This window comes from Streptomyces sp. NBC_00637 (assembly GCF_045161545.1).
Classification (GTDB): Bacteria; Actinomycetota; Actinomycetes; order Streptomycetales; family Streptomycetaceae; genus Streptomyces.
In genome coordinates, this window is the sequence record NZ_CP109046.1 from 4,482,154 (window position 1) to 4,504,727 (window position 22,574).

Here is a 22,574-nt window from a genome sequence, read left to right on the forward strand (position 1 = left end):
GTGACTGATGAAGCGTTTTCGGGGCATCGCCTCGCGCGGTCAACTCGCCCGTTTTTCACCGCTGCCAGCCCAAAAGTCCAGGCCAGAAATGTTGTTGATCAAGAGGAACGGCTTGGAAACGCACCCCCGGGTCTATTAACGTTCGATAACGCAGCGCGGTCGTCCCAGCCGGCACCAGAGTCGGCTCCGTGCGGCACGTGCCGAATCCCGCAAGGGAACCGGGGAACCACCACCATGGGGTGAATCACGCGGAAGCCGTTGTGAACTCGCTGAGTCCACAAGGGGTTTACGCGCGTAGGAGACCTTCCCGCTCCGAACCCGTCAGCTAACCCGGTAGGCGACGGAAGGAAAGGAGTGCGCCCGCGTGGCGTCCAACCCGCCTGCCCCCGAGGCCCCGTACGCGCCCGGCCAGGGGTCCACCGAGACCTTCGGCTTCGGCGGTTACCGCCCCGACGAGGGACCTTGGGAGGAGTGGAACCCCACCGCGGAGTCCACTCGCCCGGTGCGCGGCAAGCACCGCGTCGCCAAGCAGCGCGGCGGCGGATTCGCCCGCAGCTCCACCGTTCTCGGCGTCGGCGTCATAGCCGCGGTCAGCGCCGGTGGCATGGCCAGCGCCAACACCGGCAAGGCGCCTGTCTCCATCTCGATGCCGGACCTGCCCAACGTGGGCTCCCTCATCTCCGACGACGAGCCCGCCCCGGAAGCCGCGCCGGCCCTCGCGAGCTTCGGCTCCGAAGCCGCCGTCGACACCGACGAGAGCGCCGCCGACGCCGGCGAGGCGCTGCGCAGCCGGATCATGGCGCAGGCCGAGTCGCAGCAGTCCCAGGTCGAGGTCAAGGCGCTCGCCGCGGCGGCCAAGGCCGAGTCGGACGCCGCCGCCAAGGCCGAGAAGGAGGCGGAGGCCAAGGCCGCCGCCGCGAAGAAGAAGGCCGCCGAGGAAGCCGCCGCGAAGGCCGAGACCGCGCGCCTGGCCGAGCTGGCCAAGCAGTACACGCTGCCGACCTCCTCGTACACCATCACCTCGACCTTCGGGCAGGCCGGTTCGCTCTGGTCCTCCGGCTACCACACGGGTCTCGACTTCGCCGCGCCGACGGGCACGCTCATCAAGGCCGTCCACAGCGGCACCATCACCGAGGCGGGCTGGGCTGGTTCCTACGGCTACCGCACCATCCTGACCCTGGACGACGGCACCGAGCTCTGGTTCTGCCACCAGTCGTCGATCAGCGTCAGTGTCGGCCAGAAGGTCGCCACCGGTGACGTCATCGGCCGGGTGGGCGCGACCGGGAACGTCACCGGGGCCCACCTCCACCTCGAGGTCCACCCCGGCGGCAGCGCCGAGGGCATCGACCCGGCCGCCTGGCTGCGCGACAAGGGCCTCACCCCCTGAGCGGCACCCTCCGGCGCCCCTGAACGGCAACCTCCGACGGCACCCCTCGGTCGCTCCCCGGGCGGAACCCGTCCCGCGGACACCTGATCCAGCCCCGCAGCCCTGAGCCACCCCGGCAGCCCCGACGCCCTCCGCGTCGGGGCCGCCGATCTGTGCGGTGTGCGGGCGCCGTGCACAGGGGCCGTTCATCTGTTCTTCGCGTCACGCCCGGAATGGGCGGACGGTCCTCGTCCGTTGACACGAAGCATGACTGCTCTTCGCCGACTCGGCTCCTCCGACCTCGAGGTCTTCCCGCTCTCCCTGGGCGGCAACGTCTTCGGCTGGACCGCCGACGAGACGGCCTCCTTCGCCGTTCTCGACGCCTACGCGGCCGCGGGCGGGAACTTCGTCGACACCGCCGACTCCTACTCGGCATGGATCGACGGCAACAGCGGTGGTGAGTCCGAGACCGTCATCGGCAGGTGGGTGAAGGCCCGGGGCAACCGCGACGACGTCGTGATCGCCACCAAGGTGAGCCAGCACCCCGAGTTCCCCGGCCTGTCCGCCGACAACATCAAGGCAGCCGCCGACGCCTCGCTCCGCCGCCTGGGCACCGACCACATCGACCTCTACTACACGCACTTCGACAAGCCCGAGGTGCCCGTCGAGGAGATCATCGGCGCGCTCGACGAGCTGGTGCGGGCGGGCAAGGTGCGGCACATCGCGGCTTCCAACATCTCGCCCGAGCGGCTCCAGGAGTCCCTGGAGTTCTCCGACCGCGAGGGCCTGGCCCGCTACGTCGCCCTCCAGCCCCACTACAACCTGGTCTCCCGCGACACCTACGAGGGCCGCCTCCAGGACCTCGCCGGCCGCTTCGGCCTCGCCGCCGTCCCGTACTTCGCGCTGGCCGCCGGCTTCCTCACCGGCAAGTACCGGCCCGGTACGACGGTGGAGAGCGCCCGCGCCGCCGGCGCCGCCAAGCACCTCGACACGGAGCGGGGCCGGAACGTCCTCACGGCCCTGGACGAGGTCGCCCAGGCCCACGGCACCCACATCCCCACGGTCGCCCTGGCGTGGCTCGCCGCGCAGCCGACGGTCGCCGCGCCGATCGCCTCCGCGCGAACGGTCGAGCAGCTGCCCGCGCTGCTGGGGGTGGCGGAGCTGGAACTGACGGCACAGGAGATCACCCGGCTGAACCGGGCCTCGGCCTGACCTACCGGTGCGAGCGGGGGCCGTACGCCGGTCCGTGCCCCGGTCCGGGACCGTGCGCCGCCGGGCCCCCGTAGCCGTACCCGTACATCGGCCCCGCCGGACTTCCGTACATCGGCCCCGCCGGGTGTCCGAACCCGGCGCTGTGGCCCTGCCCGTGGGCCGCGGGACCCTGGCCGTACCCGTACACCCCGTACACCGGCCAGGGCGGCGCGGTCACCCTCACCGGCGGGGCCGTCACGCGGGCCGCGTGGTCCAGCGCGGGCCGGGCGAGGTCCTTGCGCCGCCACAGCTCGTCGAGCAACTCCCGCTCCCGGACGAGGAAGTCGGCGTCGGCCTGCCCCCGTCGGCTGCGGTACCGCAGAAACGCGAGGGCCGTCGCGTACGCCTCGTACCGCGCCACCTCGCGCGCCGCCGGCTTGCCGAGGTGCAGGCCGGCGTACTCCCGGGCCAGTCGGCGGGCCCGCATCGAGCCGAGCGCGAACGGCTCGGCCGGGGCGAGCCAGCCGGCGGCCGCGTAGGCGGGCAGTTCCTCGCGCACGGCACGCAGCTCGCGTTGCCGCGTCCACACCGCCAGCCAGGTCAGCAGCCCGAACGCGGGCACCATGAACGCCACGTACACGGCGAAGAACCCGAACTCGCCGAACGACGAGGAGCCGTTCCACAGGGCGTGCATGCCCATCGCGAGGAGCAGTCCGCCCAGCGGGAGCAGCACGCGCCGCAGCTGCCGGCGGTCCCCGGAGAACGCGGCGAAGCCGAAGCCGATGCCGGTCAGGACGGTGAACAGCGGGTGCGCGAACGGCGACATGACGACGCGTACGAAGAAGGTCGCGGCGGTGACGGACGCGACGCCGGTGTCGCCCGTGAGCCGGTCGGTACCGAAGGCGGTGCCCAGGTAGAGGATGTTCTCGGTGAACGCGAAGCCGGTGGCGGTGAGCCCGGCTATGACCACGCCGTCGACGATCCCGGTGAAGTGCCGCCTGCGGAAGAGGAACACCAGCAGGACGGCGGCGGCCTTCGCGGACTCCTCGACGATCGGCGCTATGACGGTCGCCCCGAGGGTGTCCGCGCCGGACGGGTCGGCGGTCGCGGTGGCTATCCATCGGGTCGCGAAGCTGTTGGCGATGATGGCTATCAGCGCCGCCGCGCACGCGCCCCAGGCGAAGGCGAAGAGGAGGTTCTGCCAGGGTCCGGGCTCGACCCGGTCCAGCCAGCGGAAGGCGGCGACCAGCAGCGGTACGGGCAGCACGGCGAGACCGAGCCCGACCAGGAACCCCTCCGTGCCGGTCTGTTCGCGCACCAGCGCGAGGATGACCAGGCCGGACAGTGCGAGCAGGGTGATCAGGGCCGCGTACCGCAGCTTTCCCCAGGTCCTCGGCCCGCCTCCGCCCCGGGGGGACACCCACCGCTGCCACCGGTGAGCGCGCCGGAGCACACCGTCCTCGGGTGCGCCGCCGGGATGCGGCGGACGGGGCGGAAACGGAGGACTGATGGCCACGGCATCGACCCTAACGAGGGAGAGGACTGTGGTGGAGGGGCAGGTCGGTCGGTGATCCTCTGGTGGGGCGGGACCTCGTTTCCCGACCGATTCCTCGACCGATTCCTCGGGCGGTCCTGATCGGTCCTCGGCCGGTCAGCGATCCCCGGGCTGGACGGGATGCTGTACGCGACGGAAGAGCAGATCGTTCACGACGTGACCCTTGTCCAGCCCCTGTCCCTCGAAACGGGTCAGCGGCCGGAACTCGGGCCGGGGCGCGAACCCGCCGTCGGCCTGCGTGTTCTCGAAACCGGGATGCGCGCTCAGCACCTCGAGCATCTGCTCGGCGTACGGCTCCCAGTCCGTGGCGCAGTGCACGGTCGCCCCCGGTTTCAGCCGCGTCGCGGCCAGGTCGAGGAACTCGGGCTGGATGAGGCGCCGCTTGTGGTGGCGCTTCTTCGGCCAGGGGTCGGGGAAGTAGACGCGCAGCCCGTCCAGCGAGTCCGCCGGCAGCATCTCGCGCAGCAGGATGATCGCGTCGCCGTTGGCCACCCGGACGTTGGTCAGCCCGGTGCGGTCCGCGAGGTTGAGCAGATTCCCCTGGCCGGGCGTGTGCACGTCCACCGCGAGGATGCCGGTCTCCGGGTCGGCGGCCGCCATCTGCGCGGTCGCCTCGCCCATGCCGAAGCCGATCTCCAGCACGACGGGGCGCTCGTCGCCGAACAGCTCGGCGAGGTCGACGTGGTGCCCGTCGATGTCGAGCCCCCACTTGGCCCACAGACGCTGCAAGGCGTCCGCCTGCCCTGCGGTCACCCGGCTGCGCCGGGGCTGGAAGCTGCGGATCCGCCGCTCGAAGTGCGACCCGGCGGGATCGGCCTTGGGCCCGTCGGGGAACCGGGGCTCTCCCTTGGCGCGGGTGTGCCGAACGGACTCGCCCGGGTGGTGCTCGCCACCGGGAAAGGGCTGGGGGGCTTCGGGGGTACTCACGGAATCAGACACAGTGAGGTCGATTTTACGGGTCGGCTCCAGGTGCCGACGGCGCCCGTGGGGTGGCCGCGAGCCCGGCATGCCGACGGCACCCGCGACCGCGCACACGGGCGGTACCGCGTCCGGCCGGGCATCGGTGCGGCACGGCACCCGACCGCTCACGCGTCGGCCAGAGCCGCCAGGGCCCGGCGGGCCACCTCTCGTCCGATCGGGAGGGAGGCGGTGGCCGCCGGCGAGGGCGCGTTCAGCACGTGGACCACCCGTGGCGCCTCCCGTATGAGGAAGTCGTCCACCAGAGTGCCGTCCCGCAGCACCGCCTGCGCCCGTACCCCGGCCGACGCCCGCACCAGGTCGCCCTCCTCCACCGCCGGCAGCAGCCGGCGCACCGCGTCCACGAACGCCCTCTTCGACACCGACCGCCGCAGCTCCCCCATCCCGTACCGCCAGTGCTGCCGGCCCATCCGCCACGCCCCGGGCCAGGCCGCCGTGGCCATCGCCTCGCGGGGCCGTACGACGCCCCAGCCGTACCCCTCCCGGGCCAGCGCCGGCACGGCGTTGGGGCCGACGTGCACACCCCCGTCGATCCCCCTGGTCAGGTGCACGCCCAGGAAGGGGAACGCCGGATCGGGCACCGGGTACACCAGCCCGCGCACCAGCTCGGGCCGCGCCAGCTCGTAGTACTCGCCCCGGAACGGCACGATCCGCACGTCGGGCTCGTCCCCGGTCAGCCGGGCCACCTCGTCGGAGTACAGCCCGGCGCAGTTCACCAGCACCCGACCCCGGACGACGTCCCCGCGCGCGGTGAGCACCGCCACCCCGTGCTCCGGCCGCCGGTCGATCCGCACGACCCGGGCGCCGTACCGGATGTCCGCCCCGGAGGCCCGGCCCAGCTGCCGTGCGACGGCCGAGTAGTCGCAGATGCCCGTCGTCCGCACCCGTATCGCGGCGAGCCCCCGGACCTCCGGCTCGTACTCGGCGATCTGGGCGGCGCCCAGTTCCCGGACCGGAATCCCGTTCTCCCGGCCGCGCTGCACCAGCGCGTGCAGCCGGGGCAGCTCCTCCCGGCTCGTGGCGACGATCAGCTTGCCGGTGACGGAGTGCGGGATGCCGTACTCGGCGCAGAACTTCGTCATCTCCGCCGCGCCCCGCACCGCGTACCGCGCCTTCAGCGATCCCGGCCGGTAGTAGATCCCGCTGTGCACGACCCCGCTGTTGCGCCCGGTCTGGTGGCGCGCCACCCCGGGCTCCTTCTCCAGCACCGTCACGCGGGTACCCGGGGCGGCACGCGTGATCGCGTACGCCGTGGACAGCCCCACGATGCCCCCGCCGACCACGAGCACGTCACAGTCGTAAGCGATCCTCGGCACGTGCACCACCTCCCGGCTTCGATAGTGCACTGCGCCACTGACAGTGGCTTCAAACCCGGGGCGGGCGTCCTGCCGGTCCGTGGCCCGGGGCCGTCAGGCCGGAGTCATCAGCAGGGGCCGGGCCCGCTCCCGCAGTTCCACCACCCGCGGCTCGTCGCCGTAGGGCTCCAGCCGGTGCAGGAGATCCTTGACGTACTCCGTGGTGCGGGCGGAGGAGATACGCCCGGCCACCTCCACGGCCCGCACGCCCTGCGCGCAGGCGGCGTCCAGGTTGCCCGACTCCAGTTCGGCGACCGCAGAGACGACGAGCCGCAGCCCGTGCGACCGGACGAACTCCTCCGTCGGCTGCGACAGCGCCTGCTCGGTGAACCTGCGCACCTGCCGCGGCGCCTTCAGGTCGCGGTAGCACTCGGCGGCGTCGGCGGCGAAGCGGTCGTAGGAGTAGAAGCCGAGCCAGGTCGGGTCGTGATCTCCGTCACGGGACCGCTCCAGCCAGCCCTCGGCGGCCTTCAGCGCCGCGCCGGCGGCCTGCGCGTCCCCGGCGCGTGCGTGCGCGCGTGCCTCGACGAGCCGGAAGAAGCTCATCGTGCGGGCCGTGGCCAGCCCCCGGTTGCGCTCCAGTGCCGCCTGCGCGAGATCGACGCCCTCGTCGCCGAAGCCGCGGTACGTGGCCTGGAGGGACATGGAGGCCAGGACATAGCCCCCGAGGGGCACGTCGGCCGCCGCGCGGGCGAGCCGCAGCGCCTGGATGTAGTAGCGCTGCGCGGCCTCCTGCTGACCGGTGTCGAACGCCATCCACCCCGCGAGGCGCGTCAGTTCGGCGCTCGCCCCGAACAGGGCCCGGCCGACCTCGTCGGAGTACGAGCCGAGCAGCAGCGGAGCCGCCTCCACCCGCAGGCACTCCGGCACCATGGACGAACGCCAGTCGCCGCCGCCGTACTTGGAGTCCCAGCGTCTGGCGTCCTCGGCGGCCTCCCGCAGCTTCTGCACATCGCTGTGGCCGACTTTGAGCGGTGCGCCGGACTCCTCCACGAGGTGTACCTCGCGCGCCACCGAACTGTCGGCCGGGGTTATCAGCCACCGTGAGGCGGGCGTCGCGTACGCGCTTACTGCGAACGATCCCGCCAGCGACTGCCAGATGCCCCCGGAACCGGCCCGGCGGCCGGCGAGGTCGAGGCGGTAGAGCTCCGTGGCCGAGCGCACGGCCTGGTTGACGTCCCTGGGGAAGGCGAGGCCCACCTCTGGTGCGGGATCCGCGTCCGCCAGGCCGATCTCGTGGAGCGGCACCGGACGGCCGAGCTTCTGGCCGATGGCGGCCGCGATGAGGTGGGGCGCGGCGCCCTGCGGCACCATGCCCTTCGACACCCAGCGCGCCACCGACGTCTTGTCGTAGCGAAGAGTCAACCCGCGTTGAGCGCCAAGATCGTTGACGCGTCGCGCGAGTCCTGCGTTGCTGATTCCCGCGAGGGCGAGAACGGTGCCGAGTTTTTCGTTCGGCCCGCGTTGCTCCCTGGACATTGCGCCACCCCTCGACACAGACGGCTGCCGCGCTGGCATAACCATGCGGCATTCGTAAACCCAGCGTAGTTCGCCGCATCCCAAGCGTTAAGGGGCATTCTTCCGGTTGGCGGGATTGTGGTCCGTACGAATGTCGGGGCGCCGGTACGGATCGTCGCGTCGTGCCCCCGCCGTGTGGCCGTGCGCCCGGCCGTGCGCTCTTCTCCGGCCACCGCGGGAGCGGTTCCATGGGCCGTGCGTGGGTCGGCCCGCTGTACTGGATCCAGTGGGCTGGGGGACACCGCCGCCTTCATCCCCGCGGGCGGCGGAGCGGTCCGGGAGGCGGCGTCCGCCTCCCGGGCCGGCGCGAGCCCTTGGCGGCACGCGCGTGTGTACGGAGCGTGTGCGAGGCCTGCGCGGGACGTTCTCGACGCGCGTCGCACCACGGGGATTTGGCCGAAAATCGACCCTCTGTTCTGTGGGGGACAACGCCTCCCACCATGGAAATCGAGGGCGCGCAGGGCGTCTTGGGGGAGCGTACCGGGGGCGCATTCACGTCGCAGACGCCGGGGTGCTCAACGACTCCCCCGCAAGCGCCGACGTGTTGACGCGGGTACAGTCCCCGGATCGCGAGCGGCGCCGCCTCCTTCTACGGCGCGTTCTTCGTGGCAGCATGGTGAACCGTTCGTACGGTGCACTCGGTTGTCCACAGCCTGTGGAGGCGTCCATGCGGTGGTTGGTGGGATGGAGCAGCACCGCCACGGGCGCGCTGGGCGGATCCGGCGGCTACGACGGCCGTCACGACGACGCCGCGTACGGAGGCCGGGTCGGGCACGACGGCGAGACCCTGCACCCGGTCGGCTCCCAACTCCTGTGGGGCGACCCCGATCCGCTGTGGGCCGTCGGCGACTGGCGCCCCGACGAGGTGCGGATCGTGAAGGCCGACGCCCGGACCCGGGTCGCGGTCCTCGGCACCTGCGGCGCGACGGACGAACAGCTGCGCGTCGGACTGTTCGCCGCGCGCGGAGGGGCACTTCGGCATCTGACGGCCTGGCCGGGCAGCTACACGGCGATCGTCCAGGTCGACCGGCGCATCACGGTCTGCGGCGATCTGGCGGGCGCGCGCCCGGTGTTCCACACGCCCTGGGCCGGTGGCACGGCGTACGCGACGGCCGCGCTCCCGCTGGCCGACCTCATCGAGGCCAACCTCGACTTCGGCCACCTGGCGGCGCTCCTGGCCGCCCCCGACGTACCGGCCGCGCTGCACGACTCCACCCCGTACGACGGCGTGCACCGCATTCCGCCGGGGCACGCGCTGATCCTTCGCGCCGGGGCCCGGGAGATCGCCGGATACGAGCCGGTCGCCTCGCTCGCCGTCGCGGCGCCCCCCGCCGACCCGGAGAGCGCGGTCGGCGCCGTACGCGACGCCCTCATCGAGGCGGTCCGCACACGGCTGGCCGCGCCCCGGCACGTCCCCGACATCGACCCCGGCCCGGTGCCCGGCATGGGGCCCGCGGAACGGCGTGCCGCGCGCGGGATGCCCGTTCCCGGCATCGGCGCCGACCTCTCCGGCGGTCCGGCCTCGGGCACGCTGGCGCTCCTCGCGGCGGGCCTGCCCGGCATGCCGGGCACGCTGCTGGGCCACGGTACGGGCGCGGGGGAGCGGCTGCTGGCCGTCACCTTCAACGACCTGGCCGTCGGCGGCCGCGAGGCCGAACTGGAACGGGCCGGCACCCTCGCGGCCAACCCGCGCCTGCACCACGTCGTGGTGGCCGGCGGCGAGGAGGCCCTGCCCTACGCCGACCTGGACGGCCCGCTGACCGACGAACCCGGCCCCAGCCTGGTCACGGCCGCCCGGCACCGCGCGCGCCTCGCGGCCGGCAGCGCGGACCACTTCACGGGCTACGGCGCCCGGCAGGTGCTGGACGCCCACCCGGCCCGCCTCGCGGACCTGTTGATGGACCGCAAACGCCGTCATCTGGTGCGCCCGGTGGCGGCCCTGACGAAGGCCGACGGCTCGGTGCTCGTCCCCGCGCGCGTGTACGGCGCGGCCCGCCGGCTGGCCCGCATGCCGTACCGCGCCGGCCTGGAGGGCCTGGCCGAACGCCTCATGCACCGAACCTTCGGCTCCGACGACCCCACAGGCGCCGTAGGGGCGTCGCTCGCCGCCCTCACCTGGGGTGGAGCGGGCCCGGCCGCGCGCTGGCTGACGGGGGAGGCGCTGGCTGAAGTATCGGTTCGCCTCCAAGGGGCCGCGCACCGTTCGGGCGTGGGTCCCGGCCAGCGGCCGGGCGACTACCGGGCCCGTGCGGCCCTCGCCCGGCACGCCATGGACCTGCGCGTCCTGGAGCAGGCCGCCGAGATCCGCTCCCAGCGACTGCACGCACCGTTCCTCGACAACCAGGTCGTCCGCGCGTGCCGCGCGCTCCCCGAGACCCTGCGCGTGCAACCGGGGGCGCGTGCCGCGATCCTGCGCACCGTCCTGAAGGGCGCCGGCGTCACCGACCTCCCGCCCGGCTGGGGCGCCCCCTCCCAGGCGTCCGCCACCGCGGCGGCCCGGGCGGGCCTGCGCATGGCCATGGACCCCCTGCTCACCCTCTTCGAGGCGCCCCTCCTCGCGGAGGCGGGTCTGATCGAGGCGAGAGTCGTCCGCAAGGCCCTCCGGGCCGCGGCGGCGGGCGAGCCCCTCCCCCTGGACGGCCTGGCCGACCTCATCTCCCTGGAACTCTGGCTGCGCCGCCTGCTGTCCCGCCGGGGCACCTGCTGGACGGGCACACCGGCACGCGCGCGTGCCGTACCGGCGGGCATCGCTCCCCAGAGACGGGCGGTCTCCTCCGGGGGGTGAGCCCCACCGACCACCCACCCCACGACCCACCGACCACCCACCGGCCACAAACCCCGTGCCCCACGCCTCACCCCCGGTGACAATGGGCGGGTGCGGTACAGAATTCTGGGCGTCACCCAGACAACGGACGACCAGGGCACCGCCGTACCCGTCCCCGGTCGCCGGCTTCGCGCCCTCCTGACGGCCCTGGCCCTCCGTCCGGGCCGCCTCACCGCCCCGGAGACCCTCATCGACGAGGTGTGGGCCGAGAACCCGCCCCAGGACGCCCCGGCCGCCCTCCAGGCACTGATCGGCCGTCTCCGCCGGGCCGTCGGCAAGGACGGCGTCACCTCCGCCCCGGGCGGATACCGCCTCGCCGCGACCGAGGACGACGTCGACCTCTTCGTCTTCGAACGGCTCGTGCGCGAGGGCGACGAGGCGCTGCGGCGAGGTGACGCGCCCACCGCCGCCCGCACCCTGGACGACGCCCTCGCCCTGTGGCGCGGCCCCGCCCTGGCCGACCTTCCCGACCGCACCGCGGCCACCCGCCCCGAGGCCCTCCGTCTGGAGGCCACCCGCGGTCGTGCCGAGGCGGACCTCCTCCTCGGCCGCGCCCGCGAAGCCGTACCGCGCCTGACCGAACTGGCCGCGGCGCACCCGTACGACGAGCCGCTGCACGTCCTCCTCATCCGCGCCCTGCGCGACACCGGCCGCGAAGCCGACGCCCTCGCCGCGTACGAGACCGCCCGCCGTACCCTCGCCGACGGACTCGGCACCGACCCGGGCCCGCACCTGCGCGCCCTGCACACCGAGCTCCTCCACCGCCCGGAACCGGCCCCCGGCACCCCGGCGGCCCAGGGCACCCCTGCGACCCACCACCCCGAACCGGTGACACCGCCGGCGTCCCGCAGCCCGCTCCGGCTCCCCGAACGCACCGGCAACATCCGTCCGCGGCTTACCTCCTTCGTGGGCCGGGAACCCGAGCTGCACGCCATCCGTTCCGCATTGCACAGGGCCCGTCTCGTCACCCTCACCGGACCGGGCGGCTCCGGAAAGACCCGTCTCGCCGAGGAGGCCGCCGCCGGGCTCCCCCAGGCGTGGCTGGCCGAGCTGGCGCCGCTCGACCGGCCGGAGGCGGTGCCGGGCGCGGTGGTCAGTGCCCTCGGTCTGCGCGAGACCGCCCTGATGACCACCGAGCTGGCGTCCCCGCAGGACGACCCGGTCGCCCTGCTCGTCGAGTACTGCGCCCCGCGCAGCCAACTCCTGATCCTTGACAACTGCGAACACGTCATCGGCGCGGCCGCCGCCCTCGCCGAGACCCTCCTCACCCGCTGCCCCGGGCTCACGATCCTCGCCACCAGCCGTGAACCCCTGGGCGTCCCGGGCGAGTCGGTCCGTCCGGTCGAGCCTCTCCTCCCCGACCAGGCGCACCGTCTCTTCACCGAGCGCGCGACCGCCGTCCGCCCCGACGCGACAGCCGCCCTGCTGCGGGACGAGCGGGCGATCGCGGAGATCTGCCGGCGGCTGGACGGACTGCCGCTCGCCATCGAACTGTCCGCCGCCCGGCTGCGGATGCTCACCCCGCGCCAGATCGCCGACCGCCTCGACGACCGCTTCCGCCTCCTCACCTCCGGCAGCCGCACGGTCCTGCCCCGCCAGCAGACCCTGCGTGCCGTCGTCGACTGGTCGTGGGACCTGCTCGACGAACCCGAGCGCACACTGCTGCGCGAGCTGTCCGTGTTCGCGGGCGGCTGGGACCTGGAGGCGGCGGAAGCCGTGTGCACCGGCCCGGTCGCGGACCTCGTCGGCGCGCTCGTCGACAAGTCCCTGGTCGTGGCCGCCCCGTGCGAGCGCGACGGCGGGGGCGGCATGCGCTACCGCATGCTGGAGACGATCCACGAGTACGCGACCGAACGCGCCGCCGAGCTACCCCGCTGCCGCGCGGCGGCCCGACGGCGCCACCGCGCGTGGGTGCGCGCCCTCGTCGAACGGGCCGACCCGCTGCTGCGCTCCGCCGGGCAACTTCCCTGGATCTCCCGCCTGGAGACCGAACTGGACAACATCCGGGTGGCCCTCCAGCGCGCGCTCACGGCGGGCGACGAGGAGGAGGCCATCGCCCTCTGCCTCGCCACGGGCTGGTTCTGGTGGCTGCGCAACTACCGTCGCGAGGGCGCCGAGTGGACCGACCGGACCATGCGCCTGAGCGCCGTCCTCGACACTTTGGACCTCCCGCACACCCAGGGCGCCCAGAACACTCAGGGCGCCCAGGACACCGAGGGCACCGAGGGCACCCCTGAGGAAGCCTCGTCCGGCGTGCCGTCGCCCCTGCCCGCCGATCTCACCGCCCGCATGGCCGCCCTCGACCCCGTCGACGCCCTGCTCGGCACCGAGGCCGCCACGGAGACCGCCCACCCCCGGCACACCCAGCGGATGAACCTGCGGATGCTGAACCTGTTCCTGCTGTCGGAGTCCGAGCCGAGGGACTTCGTGGCGGACCCGCGCTACCAGGAGTACCTGGTCCGCCTGCGCGCCGACTACGAGCCGGGCGGCCCCCGGGCGGCGCGTATGCCGGGCCTGCTGTGGCCGCTGACGGCCTTCCAGATGAGGGACATGGTGGACGTCCGCGCGGTCCTGGACCGCGCCGTCGCCAACTGCCGGGTCCACGGCGGCGACTGGGAGCTCGGCTGCGCCCTGATGTTCCGCACCCACATGGTCGTCGACTCGCCCGGCGGACTGCACGGCGTGGACGACGACCTGGCGGAGCTGCGCGAGCTCAGCCTGCGCGTCGGCGACCGCTGGATGCGGGCCCAGGTGTGCGGCGCGGCCGGCGAGGCGGAGATGGCGCGCGGCCGTTTCGTGGAGGCGGAGAGCGAGTATCGCGAGGCGCTGCGCCTCGCCTACGAGGTCGGGGCATACGCCGAGTCGCCGTTCCTGATCGCCCGGCTCGCGGAGATCGCCTACCGCTCGGGTGACGTCGAGGGCGCCCTGGCCACGCTGGACGAGGCGGACGGTGCCGCCGACCGCTACGGCGTGCCCGACGTCCGGGCGTTCGTCCTCCTGCTGCGCTCCCACATCGCGTTGCAGGAGGGCGAGGTGGCACACGCGCGCGTGCTCTGCGACGAGGTCCGCGTGGCGGCCGCGGCGGGCACCCCGCCGCCCCAGTTCCTCGCGGCACTGAACATGCTCGACGCGGATCTCACCGCCGCCGAACGCGGCCCCGCGCACGGCCTGCCGATGCTCGCCGACACGCTGCGCCGGTCGGTGGCCGACCAGTGCGCCGAGACGGTCACGGCGGCGATCCTGGACGGCGCGGCGGATCTGCTGACCCGGCTCGGGGACCACCCGCGCGCGACCCGTCTCCTGGCGGCCGCCGACACCCTGCGCGGCCCCCACCCGCGGCCCGCCCCGCAGCAGGCCCGCGCCGAGCTCGCCGAGACGGCGGCCCGCGAGGCCCTGGGCACCGAGCGCTGGGCGGCGGAGCGCGCCCTGGGCATGCCGCTGACGGTGACCGACGTCCTGCGCGAGCTCACGGACAGCGTGCACGACCACCCGGCCGGACCGCCGGCCGCGACGGCGCAGACGCCTACGAGCAGGTGAACCCGGAGTCCGCCCAGTCCGCGAGCGCCACCGAGTCGAGGCCGTTGTGCGGCTCGACCACCAGACGCACCGTGGTGCGGCCGGTGAGGTTCACGTGGACGGGCACCGCCGGGTCGCCGCCCTTGATCGCACCGGACGCCCAGACCCGGCGTCCGTCGGCGTAGACGGCGAAGGAGACCTTGCCGAGCTTCATCGTCAGGTCGTCGACGCCGACGAACGCGTCGTAGGAGGTGCACGCCCGGTTGAGGTCGACGGTCACGGAGGAGTCGCCGTGCACGGTCACCCCACGCTCGTACCACCGGTCCGCGATGGACAGCCCGTACCGCTGCCACACCCAGCTGCTGCCGCCGAGCCGGATCTCGGGTCCGGCTCCGTCACCGGTGACGTCGAAGGACAGCCCGCCCAGGGGATAGACGGCCGGGCCGGGCGGCGGCGTGGGTGCCGGAGTCGGCGTGGGCGTGGGGGTCGCGGTGGGGGTCGCAGTCGCGACGGGGGTCGGTGTCGGGCTGGGCGTGGGCGTCGGTTCCGGGGCGGGCGTCGACTCGACGGCGCGGGCCGGTGTCGGGGCGTCCGCCGGGACGATCGCCGCAGGCTGCGGCCCGCGCTCCTTCGTGGGCGTGGGAGTGGGCGTCGGCTCCTCGGGCCGGGCGACCGGGGCCGGCGCGGACGCCGGGGGTGCGGCGGCCTCGGGCCGCTGAGCGGCGGGACCGCCCTGGCCGCCGACGAGCGCGAGGGCCACGGCGGCGGCCGCCACCGCGACCACCCCGGCGGCGATCCCGGCCTTCACGGGGGCGCCCAGCCCCTCCGAGGCCAGCGCGCCGCCACCGGTGCCCGCACCACCCGAGGAACCGCTCGCCGCGGCGGCCGCGCCCGCGACGCCCGCCGCCCCCGCTCCGGCACCGCCGGTGATGAGCGCCACCGCCTTGGCGTACCCGGCGGCACCGAACCAGCCGATGACCGCGAGGGGCACGACGGCGGGGATGCTGCCGGCGACCTCCTCGATCTGGAGGGCGGCCAGCCGGCATTTGGCGCACTCCTCCAGGTGCTTGCGCAGCCCCCGTTCGGCGCGGGTGCGCAGCCTGCGGCGGGCGTAGGTGCCGAGCTGGTCGGCGTAGCCGGCGCATTCCTCGTCGCTGGTGAGGGTGGCGCTGACATGCGCCTGGAGGTAGGCCTGCTTGAGGCCTTCCCGGGCGCGGCTGGCGAGCACGCGCGTGCCGTTGGCGTCGAGGCCGAAGAGCATGGCGACCTCGCTCGGCGACTCGTCCTCGACCTCGGTGTGCCACAGCACCGCCTGCCAGCGCTCGGGCAGAGAGCGGAAGGCCTGCATGGCCATGGACTGTTCGGCCTCGTGCATGGCGCGGACGTCGGCGCCCAGTTCCAGGCCCGCTCCGAAGGAGCCGTCGGACACCGTGCCGCCGCCGGCGCCTTCGCCGGAGCGGGCGGACTGAGTGGCGAACACCGCGAAGTCGTCGACGAGTTGCTCCCGCTTCGCCGTCTGCGTCCAGCCCGCGGCCACCCGCCGGACGCAGGTGAGGAGGTAGGCGCGGACGGCGTACTCGGGTCCCGAGCCGCCGCGCACCGCCTGGAGCATGCGGGCGAACACCTCGGCCGTGAGGTCGTCGGCGGTGTACGCGTCCCGGCAGCAGGTGCGGGCGTAGCGGCGCACGGCGTCGGCGTGCCGCCGGTACAGCTCCTCGTACGCCGTGTCGTCGCCCGAGCGCATCCGGCCGATCAGGTCGGTGTCGGCCGGCGGCAGGTCCCGCGGCGGCGGCAGGGCCACCTCGGCACGCCGCTCGCGCTGGGCCGGCACGGTGCCCTCGGACGGGTCGTCGAGCGGAGGTACCGCCGGTCGTACCGGCGGACGGGCCATCGGATCGGCCGGACGGCCGACCGTCGGACCGCCCAGGGGCCCGCTCGCGCGTCCGCCCTGGCTCGGCACCTGCGGTGAGGTCAGGCCGTCGGCCTCCGTGTCACCGTCACCGGCCGGACCGAGCGACTCGTCCCCACCGTCAACACTCATCGCGGAACGCCCCCGCCGTTGGCCCATCCAGTCCTGACCACCGGGTCAGAGTGCCATATTGGCTTTTGGTCAGAACCCCGTCGGACGGAACGTCCACTCGTCTGTGGAGACCCGACCCCATCCGGTACCGGCTTCCACCCGTACCGGGAAGACGCAACTCCCGTGCCGTAGGCGTCAGTTGTGTTTCCCGGCGGGCGTGTCCCGGATTTCCGGCGCGGTGGACGAGGGCGGGAGTCCCGCGGCACTCCCGCCCCACCGTCACCCTTTCGAGCCACCCGACCGGAAGCCGCCGGCACCGCCGGCGCCGTCGGCCCCGGCCCTCACGAGGAGGGACGCGACCGCAGGCCCTCCAGCAGGATGTCCAGCAGCCGCGCCGACGCCGCCGCCTGCTGAGCCGGATCCGGCAGCGAGGGCGCCGCCGTCGCGATGACCAGCAGCACGTCCGACACCGACACGTCGGCGCGCAGCTCGCCCGCCTCCCGCGCCCGCTCCACCAGCAGGCCCACGACGTCGAGCAGTGCCGCCGCCCCGGCGTCGTCGACGGCGGCCGTCGTGCCGTCGCCCGCGACGAGCCGCAGTTCGCCACCGCCCGACTGGGTCCGCTGCTGCGGCACCCGCGCCTCTTCGGCCGGCGCCGCCTCGGCGCCGTCCTCCGCGACGCCGACCCGCAGCACCTGCGGTGGCAGCAGCCGCCCGGCACCGGACGCCACGGACGTCCGCAGGAAGCGCGACAGCGCCGACCACGGCTCGTCCTCCTGGCCGAGCGCCGTCCGCGCCTGGTCGGTCAGCCGGGACGTCTCCTCCTCGGCTATCCGCCGCACCAGGACGTCCTTGCTCGGGAAACGCCGGTAGACCGTGCCGACCCCGACCCGCGCGCGCCGCGCCACGTCCTCCATCGGCGCGCCGTAACCCAGCTCGCCGAAGACTTCGCGCGCCGCCCGCAGTACGTGCTCGAGATTGCGCTGTGCATCCACCCGCAGGGGTGCCGTCCGCGCGCTTTCGCCGCGTCCGCCGCCCACTGCCGTACCGACCGCGCCGCCTGGTGACAGGGCCGACGCGGACGACCAATGCGAGTTGTGAGTGTGCATGAATGTTCCCCCGGTAATGACGTCTCCCCCCGGAGACTCTCCCCGCCATAGAAAGTCGGGGGCGTGGAACACAGGGGGCGGCCTCCCCGGGCCCACCCGTCGCAGACCCGCAGAGCACTTCCCCCTGACACCCCGTCGACACACGAACATAGTTGAGAGGGAGTCAATTCAGAAGGGGCAGGTTCCGCACGGAGCGCCCCCCGATCGGAGTACGGGCGGTATACGTCCCGATTACACCCCTTCGTGCACCCCGGCGCACCACCCCTGACCTGCGCTTCTGCCACGCACTCCGGTGTTTCGGCCAACCCTGCGCACACCCGACTCGCGGTCACACAAATTGTCGGGGCTGTGGACAAACTCCGGCGGCCGGTGCGTCATGGGATGGTGAAGGAACGTGCGCGCATTCTCGTTGTCGGCGGCGGCTACGTCGGGATGTACACGGCCCTGCGGCTCCAGCAGAAGCTGAAACAGGAACTCGGCCGGGGCGAGGCCGAGATCACGGTCGTCACACCCGACCCGTACATGACCTACCAGCCCTTCCTCCCCGAGGCCGCCGCGGGCTCCATCTCACCCCGGCACGTCGTCGTGCCCCTGCGCCGCGTCCTGCCGCACTGCCGGGTCGTGGTCGGCGAGGTCACCGCCGTCGACCACGCCAAACGCAGCGCCACCCTCACCACCCTCGCCACCGACGAAGAGGGCACCGGCCCCCGACAGCTGACGTACGACGAACTCGTCCTCGCGCCCGGTTCCGTCTCCCGCACGCTGCCGATCCCCGGCCTGGCCGACCACGCCATCGGCTTCAAGACCGTCGAAGAGGCCATCGGGCTGCGCAACCACGTCATCGAACAGATGGACATCGCCTCCTCCACGCGCGACCCCGCGATCCGCGACGCCGCCCTCACCTACGTCTTCGTCGGCGGCGGCTACGCGGGCGTGGAGGCGCTCGGCGAGCTGGAGGACATGGCCCGCTACACCACGCGCTACTACCACAACGTCAAGCCCGAGGACATGAAGTGGATCCTGGTCGAGGCCTCCGACCGGATCCTGCCGGAGGTGGGCGCCGACATGGGCCGCTACACCGTCAGTGAGCTGCGCCGTCGCAACATCGACGTACGCCTCGACACCCGCCTGGAGTCCTGCGCCGACCGGATCGCCGTCCTCAGCGACGGCGCCCGCTTCCCGACCCGTACGGTCGTGTGGACCGCCGGCGTGAAACCCCACCCGCTCCTCGCCGCCACCGACCTCCCGCTGAACGCACGAGGTCGGCTGAAATGCACCCCCGAGCTGACCATCGACGGCGTCACGCACGCGTGGGCGGCCGGGGACGCCGCCGCCGTTCCCGACGTGACGGCCGACGAGCCCGGCAAGGAGACGGCGCCGAACGCCCAGCACGCCGTCCGCCAGGCCAAAGCCCTCGCCGACAACATCGTGCGCTCGCTGCACGGCGAACCCCTCCGCCCGTACTCCCACAAGTACGTCGGCTCGGTCGCCTCGCTCGGCCTCCACAAGGGCGTCGCCCACGTCTACGGACGCAAGCTCAAGGGCTACCCGGCCTGGTTCATGCACCGCGCGTACCACCTCAGCCGCGTGCCCACCTTCAACCGCAAGGCACGCGTGCTCGCCGAATGGACCCTCTCCGGGCTCTTCAAACGGGAGATCGTCTCCCTCGGATCACTCGAACATCCCCGCGCTGAGTTCGAACTCGCTGCCGGTGGAAAGCCTTCTGACGAGTCCTCCGGCGACCCGAAGGGGTCGTCCTGACCGGATCCAGGAACTCCACCGACCGCCCCCACGTCTGACGAATGTCGGCCCGGACGGCGGCCACACTGCCAGACTGCTCCCTGCTCCAGTCCCTCCCGAGCTTCCCGGCGGGCCACCACCCGCCCCCCGACCCACGAGGCCGTTCCACGTGCTCCACCCCCGGTGCTGTAACAATGTGCGGCCACCGCCGCGCGGCCCCGCAGCCCAGGCCGGGCCCGGAGCCGGGCCGCCGACGACTACACGAGGCAAGGATTCGTGAACTTCACGCGCTGGAGCGCCCGGCTCCCCGGAACGCAGCGCCGCGCCGCCGCGCGAGCCGAGCACCCGGTCACCACCACGGACCGGCGGAGCGAAGGCTCCGTACCCGCGGCCCGCGCCGAACGGCTCACCGACGAACCGCCCCCGGTGCCCGCCGTCGACGAACTCCCGGTCCGTGAGGTCCTCGACCGCGTTCCGGCCCTCGTCGCCCTCGTCCACGGCCCCGACCACCGTCTCGCCTACGTCAACGACGCCTACGCGGCGGCCTTCGGCGTCCGCTCCTGCGGCCGGCCCGCCGCCGAGGCGCTCCCCGAGCTCCGCGACCTCGGCCTCATGCCCCTGCTCGACCAGGCCCTGCGCAGCGGCAAGCCCCGCACCCTGAAGTCCCGCAAGGCCCCCGACGGCCGTTCCTACACCTTCACCTGCACCCCGGCCGCCGAGGACAACGGCAAGGGGACGGTCCTGATCTTCGCCACCGACGTCACCGACCACGCCGAGGCCGCCGAACGCCTGAGAACCAGCGAACGCCGCCAGCGCGAGACCGCCGTCACCCTCCAGCGCTCCCTGCTCCCCCAGGAGCTCGAAGAACCCGACGACCTGCGCATCGCCGCCACCTACCAGCCCGGCGGCACCGAAGCGGCGGTCGGCGGCGACTGGTACGACGTCATCACCCTCGGCGGCGGCCGCACCGCCCTCGTCATCGGCGACGTCATGGGCCGAGGCGTCCGAGCGGCAGCCGTCATGGGCCAGCTCCGCACGGCGGTCCGGGCCTACGCCCGCCTCGACCTGCCCCCGCACGAGATCCTCCAGCTCCTCGACGGCCTCGCCACGGAGATCGACGCCAACCAGATCGCCACGTGCGCGTACGCCATCCACGACCCCAACGAGGGCCGACTGGTGTACGCCTCCGCGGGCCACCTGCCCATCCTGGTCCGCGACGACAGCGGCACCGTCCTGCGCGCCGACGAACCCACCGGACCGCCCCTGGGCACCGGCGGCTGGATGCACGCCTCCGGCTCGATCCCCCTCGGTCCCGGCTCGACGGCCGTCCTCTACACGGACGGCCTGGTCGAACGCAGGAACGAAGACCTCGACGAAGGCATCGCGTCCCTGGAACGCGCCCTGTCCGGCGCGACCGGCACCCCCCAGGTCGTCTGCGACCGCCTCGTCCGCTCGGCCGGCGTCACCGCCGACCACGACGACGACGTCGCCGTCCTGGTCCTCCAGCAGCCGGCCCGCACCGGCCCCGCCGGCGAGCTGTTCCGCAACGCGGCCCTGGAGCTGCTCGGCGGCGTCGAGGCGGCCCCACGCGCGCGTGCCTTCGCCTCCGGCGTCCTGACCAGCTGGCGCTTCCCGCCCGACCTGCACGACCTCGGCGTCCTCGCCGCCAGCGAACTCGTCGCCAACTCCCTCCAGCACGGCACCCCGCCCATGCGACTGCGGCTGCGCCGCACCGACCGCCGCCTGATCATCGAGGTCACCGACGGCGACGACCATCTCCCGCGCCGCCGCCGCGCCGAACCGGGTGACGAGTCCGGCCGAGGCATCGCCATCGTCGCCACGATCGCCACCCACTGGGGCAGCCGCCGCACCCCGGGCGGTGGAAAGGCCGTGTGGTGCGAGTTCGTCCTGCCGAAGCCCGCGGAGTGACAGCAGGCGGGCAACCGGCGGGGCCCGGCGCGGCGGCAGGCGGTACGCCTCGGCCGGACCACGGACCACAGCCCCCGCCGACACGAAAGGCGGCCGCCGCCCTCCCGGACGACGACCGCCTCTCCCACCCGCCTCACGCTTCGGCGGCCACCGGCTCCGCCACCGCGCCGCCTCGCGCGACCACGCGCTTCCGCATCAGCCACGGCTGATCCTGGACGGCGGTCAGCTGCCGCCCCAGCCGCAGCGCCAGACCGGTGATCCCCAGCGAGAACAGCAGGAACGTCACGATGTACGGCGCGTGCAGCGAGGCCCCCATCGGACCGCCCACCGCCGGCCCGACAGCCAGTGCGAGCTGCTTCACCAGGGCGAACGCCGAGTTGTACTGCCCCACCAGACCGGCCGGCGCCAGATCGGCCACCAGCGGCGCGAGCGTCGGCGACAGCATCGCCTCACCCAGCCCGAACAGCGCGTACGTCGACACGAACGCGGCCGTAGCCATCTCCTGGCTGCCGTGGCCGAGCCCGGCGTACCCGGCGACGACCCACGCGAGAGCCCAGACCAGCCCCACGGCCGCGATCACCCGGGACCGCTTCTGCCGCTCGACGAACTTCAGCACGGCGAACTGCGCGACCACGATCATCGCGGTGTTGGCGGCGAGCGCGGTCCCGAGCGCGGACGTCGAGATCCCGGCGGCCTCGACGCCGTAGGCGCTCAGCCCCGACTCGAACTGCCCGTAGCAGGCGAAGAACAACACGAAGCCCAGCACACTCAGCTGCACCATGGCCCGGTTGCCGAGCAACTGCTTCCAACTGCCCCCGATGGCCCTCGGGGCGTCCTCGACACGCGGGGCATGCGGCAGACGCACGGTCGACAGCACCCCGGCCAGCAGCAGGAACATCGCCGCCTCGATGGCGAACAGCAGGGTGAACGAGGACACGCGCGAGGTGTCGACGAGATGCCCGCCGATCAGCCCACCCACCCCGAGCCCGAGGTTCTGCAGGAAGAACTGCGTCGCGAACGCCCGCGACCGGGTCTCCGCGGTCGAGCAGTCCACGATCATCGTCGCCAGCGCCGGCTGCATCACCGCCTGCCCGGCACCGAGCGCGGCCGCGGCGAGCAGTACGGCGGTGGCGCTGCCGGCGAGCCCCAGGCTCAGCGCGCCCAGCGCGGCGGTGACCAGGGCGGCGAGCAGGACCGGCAGCGGGCCGCGTCGCACGATCGCCCTACCGGCGAACGGCAGCACGATCAACGCGGCCACGGCGAAGACGGCGAGGACGAGCCCCGCCGTCATGCCACCCAGCCCCCGCACCTGCGCCACATAGACGTACAGGTAGGGGACCGTGAAGCCCAGTCCGAACGCGCTGAGTGCGTTGCCCACGTGGATCCGGCGCATCGCTGCGCCCCTCGCCCTGGTCACGTTCACCTCTCTCAGGTAGTCGTCGTCGGCACCAAGGGGAGAGGGAGAGCGGGGTA

13 protein-coding genes and 1 riboswitch are annotated in these 22,574 nt (G+C 73.7%); of the genes, 6 read left to right on the plus strand and 7 right to left on the minus strand.

Annotation, left to right across the window (positions count from 1 at the left end; all coding sequences use genetic code 11):
* Positions 1-188 precede the first annotated feature (188 nt).
* Positions 189-357, plus strand: a riboswitch (cyclic di-AMP (ydaO/yuaA leader).
* A gap of 7 nt (positions 358-364) precedes the next feature.
* Together OG440_RS19695 and OG440_RS19700 are read left to right on the plus strand one after the other, a co-directional pair.
* Positions 365-1,387: a M23 family metallopeptidase gene (locus tag OG440_RS19695; protein ID WP_406008114.1), complete on the plus strand. Its 1,023-nt coding sequence runs from the start codon at positions 365-367 to the stop codon at positions 1,385-1,387.
* A 246-nt stretch (positions 1,388-1,633) separates the two neighbouring features.
* Complete coding sequence (locus tag OG440_RS19700; protein WP_406008115.1) at positions 1,634-2,578, plus strand: aldo/keto reductase; 945 nt, start codon at positions 1,634-1,636, stop codon at positions 2,576-2,578.
* Position 2,579: 1 nt separating this feature from the next.
* Here the strand turns inward: OG440_RS19700 and OG440_RS19705 are convergent, their stop codons facing one another.
* The 4 genes from OG440_RS19705 to OG440_RS19720 form a co-directional block, all read right to left on the minus strand.
* On the minus strand, positions 2,580-4,073 hold the full coding sequence (locus tag OG440_RS19705) for a PrsW family intramembrane metalloprotease (RefSeq protein ID WP_406008116.1): 1,494 nt from the start codon (positions 4,071-4,073) through the stop codon (positions 2,580-2,582).
* A 135-nt stretch (positions 4,074-4,208) separates the two neighbouring features.
* Positions 4,209-5,051 (minus strand): tRNA (guanosine(46)-N7)-methyltransferase TrmB, encoded by an 843-nt coding sequence (trmB, locus tag OG440_RS19710; protein ID WP_406008117.1) that lies wholly within the window; start codon positions 5,049-5,051, stop codon positions 4,209-4,211.
* 146 nt (positions 5,052-5,197) lie between these two features.
* Positions 5,198-6,415: an L-2-hydroxyglutarate oxidase gene (gene lhgO / locus OG440_RS19715; protein WP_406011398.1), complete on the minus strand. Its 1,218-nt coding sequence runs from the start codon at positions 6,413-6,415 to the stop codon at positions 5,198-5,200.
* Between the two features lie 84 nt (positions 6,416-6,499).
* Positions 6,500-7,924 (minus strand): MFS transporter, encoded by a 1,425-nt coding sequence (locus OG440_RS19720; protein WP_406008118.1) that lies wholly within the window; start codon positions 7,922-7,924, stop codon positions 6,500-6,502.
* A 706-nt stretch (positions 7,925-8,630) separates the two neighbouring features.
* Here OG440_RS19720 and OG440_RS19725 point away from each other — a divergent pair.
* Together OG440_RS19725 and OG440_RS19730 are read left to right on the plus strand one after the other, a co-directional pair.
* Positions 8,631-10,748 (plus strand): asparagine synthase-related protein, encoded by a 2,118-nt coding sequence (locus OG440_RS19725; protein ID WP_406008119.1) that lies wholly within the window; start codon positions 8,631-8,633, stop codon positions 10,746-10,748.
* Positions 10,749-10,838: 90 nt separating this feature from the next.
* Positions 10,839-14,324, plus strand: coding sequence for a BTAD domain-containing putative transcriptional regulator (locus tag OG440_RS19730; protein WP_406008120.1), 3,486 nt, complete (start codon positions 10,839-10,841; stop codon positions 14,322-14,324).
* On the opposite strand, the gene OG440_RS19735 is transcribed toward OG440_RS19730, so the two are convergent.
* Both OG440_RS19735 and OG440_RS19740 read right to left on the minus strand, forming a co-directional pair.
* Entirely contained in the window at positions 14,311-16,344 is a 2,034-nt protein-coding gene (locus OG440_RS19735) for a sigma-70 family RNA polymerase sigma factor (protein WP_406008121.1), read from the minus strand. The genes OG440_RS19730 and OG440_RS19735 overlap by 14 nt on opposite strands.
* A 320-nt stretch (positions 16,345-16,664) precedes the next feature.
* The gene (locus OG440_RS19740) at positions 16,665-17,432 is read right to left on the minus strand and encodes a TetR/AcrR family transcriptional regulator (protein ID WP_406008122.1); all 768 of its coding nucleotides are present in this window, start codon (positions 17,430-17,432) and stop codon (positions 16,665-16,667) included.
* Between the two features lie 381 nt (positions 17,433-17,813).
* On the opposite strand from OG440_RS19740, the gene OG440_RS19745 reads away from it, so the two are divergent.
* The gene (locus OG440_RS19745) at positions 17,814-19,193 is read left to right on the plus strand and encodes an NAD(P)/FAD-dependent oxidoreductase (RefSeq protein WP_406008123.1); all 1,380 of its coding nucleotides are present in this window, start codon (positions 17,814-17,816) and stop codon (positions 19,191-19,193) included.
* Between the two features lie 255 nt (positions 19,194-19,448).
* Positions 19,449-21,101, plus strand: a complete 1,653-nt coding sequence (locus tag OG440_RS19750) for a SpoIIE family protein phosphatase (protein ID WP_406008124.1) — start codon at positions 19,449-19,451, stop codon at positions 21,099-21,101.
* Positions 21,102-21,234: 133 nt separating this feature from the next.
* Here the strand turns inward: OG440_RS19750 and OG440_RS19755 are convergent, their stop codons facing one another.
* Entirely contained in the window at positions 21,235-22,494 is a 1,260-nt protein-coding gene (locus OG440_RS19755) for an MFS transporter (RefSeq protein WP_406008125.1), read from the minus strand.
* Positions 22,495-22,574: the final 80 nt, after the last annotated feature.

Bases quoted from the DNA above. Each gene is read 5' to 3' on its own strand.
- OG440_RS19700 (WP_406008115.1), top strand. From the start codon at position 1,634: ATGACTGCTCTTCGCCGACTCGGCTCCTCCGACCTCGAGGTCTTCCCG.
- OG440_RS19720 (WP_406008118.1), bottom strand. From the start codon at position 7,924: ATGTCCAGGGAGCAACGCGGGCCGAACGAAAAACTCGGCACCGTTCTC.
- OG440_RS19725 (WP_406008119.1), top strand. From the start codon at position 8,631: ATGCGGTGGTTGGTGGGATGGAGCAGCACCGCCACGGGCGCGCTGGGC.
- OG440_RS19735 (WP_406008121.1), bottom strand. From the start codon at position 16,344: ATGAGTGTTGACGGTGGGGACGAGTCGCTCGGTCCGGCCGGTGACGGT.
- OG440_RS19740 (WP_406008122.1), bottom strand. From the start codon at position 17,432: ATGCACACTCACAACTCGCATTGGTCGTCCGCGTCGGCCCTGTCACCA.
- OG440_RS19745 (WP_406008123.1), top strand. From the start codon at position 17,814: ATGGTGAAGGAACGTGCGCGCATTCTCGTTGTCGGCGGCGGCTACGTC.
- OG440_RS19755 (WP_406008125.1), bottom strand. From the start codon at position 22,494: ATGCGCCGGATCCACGTGGGCAACGCACTCAGCGCGTTCGGACTGGGC.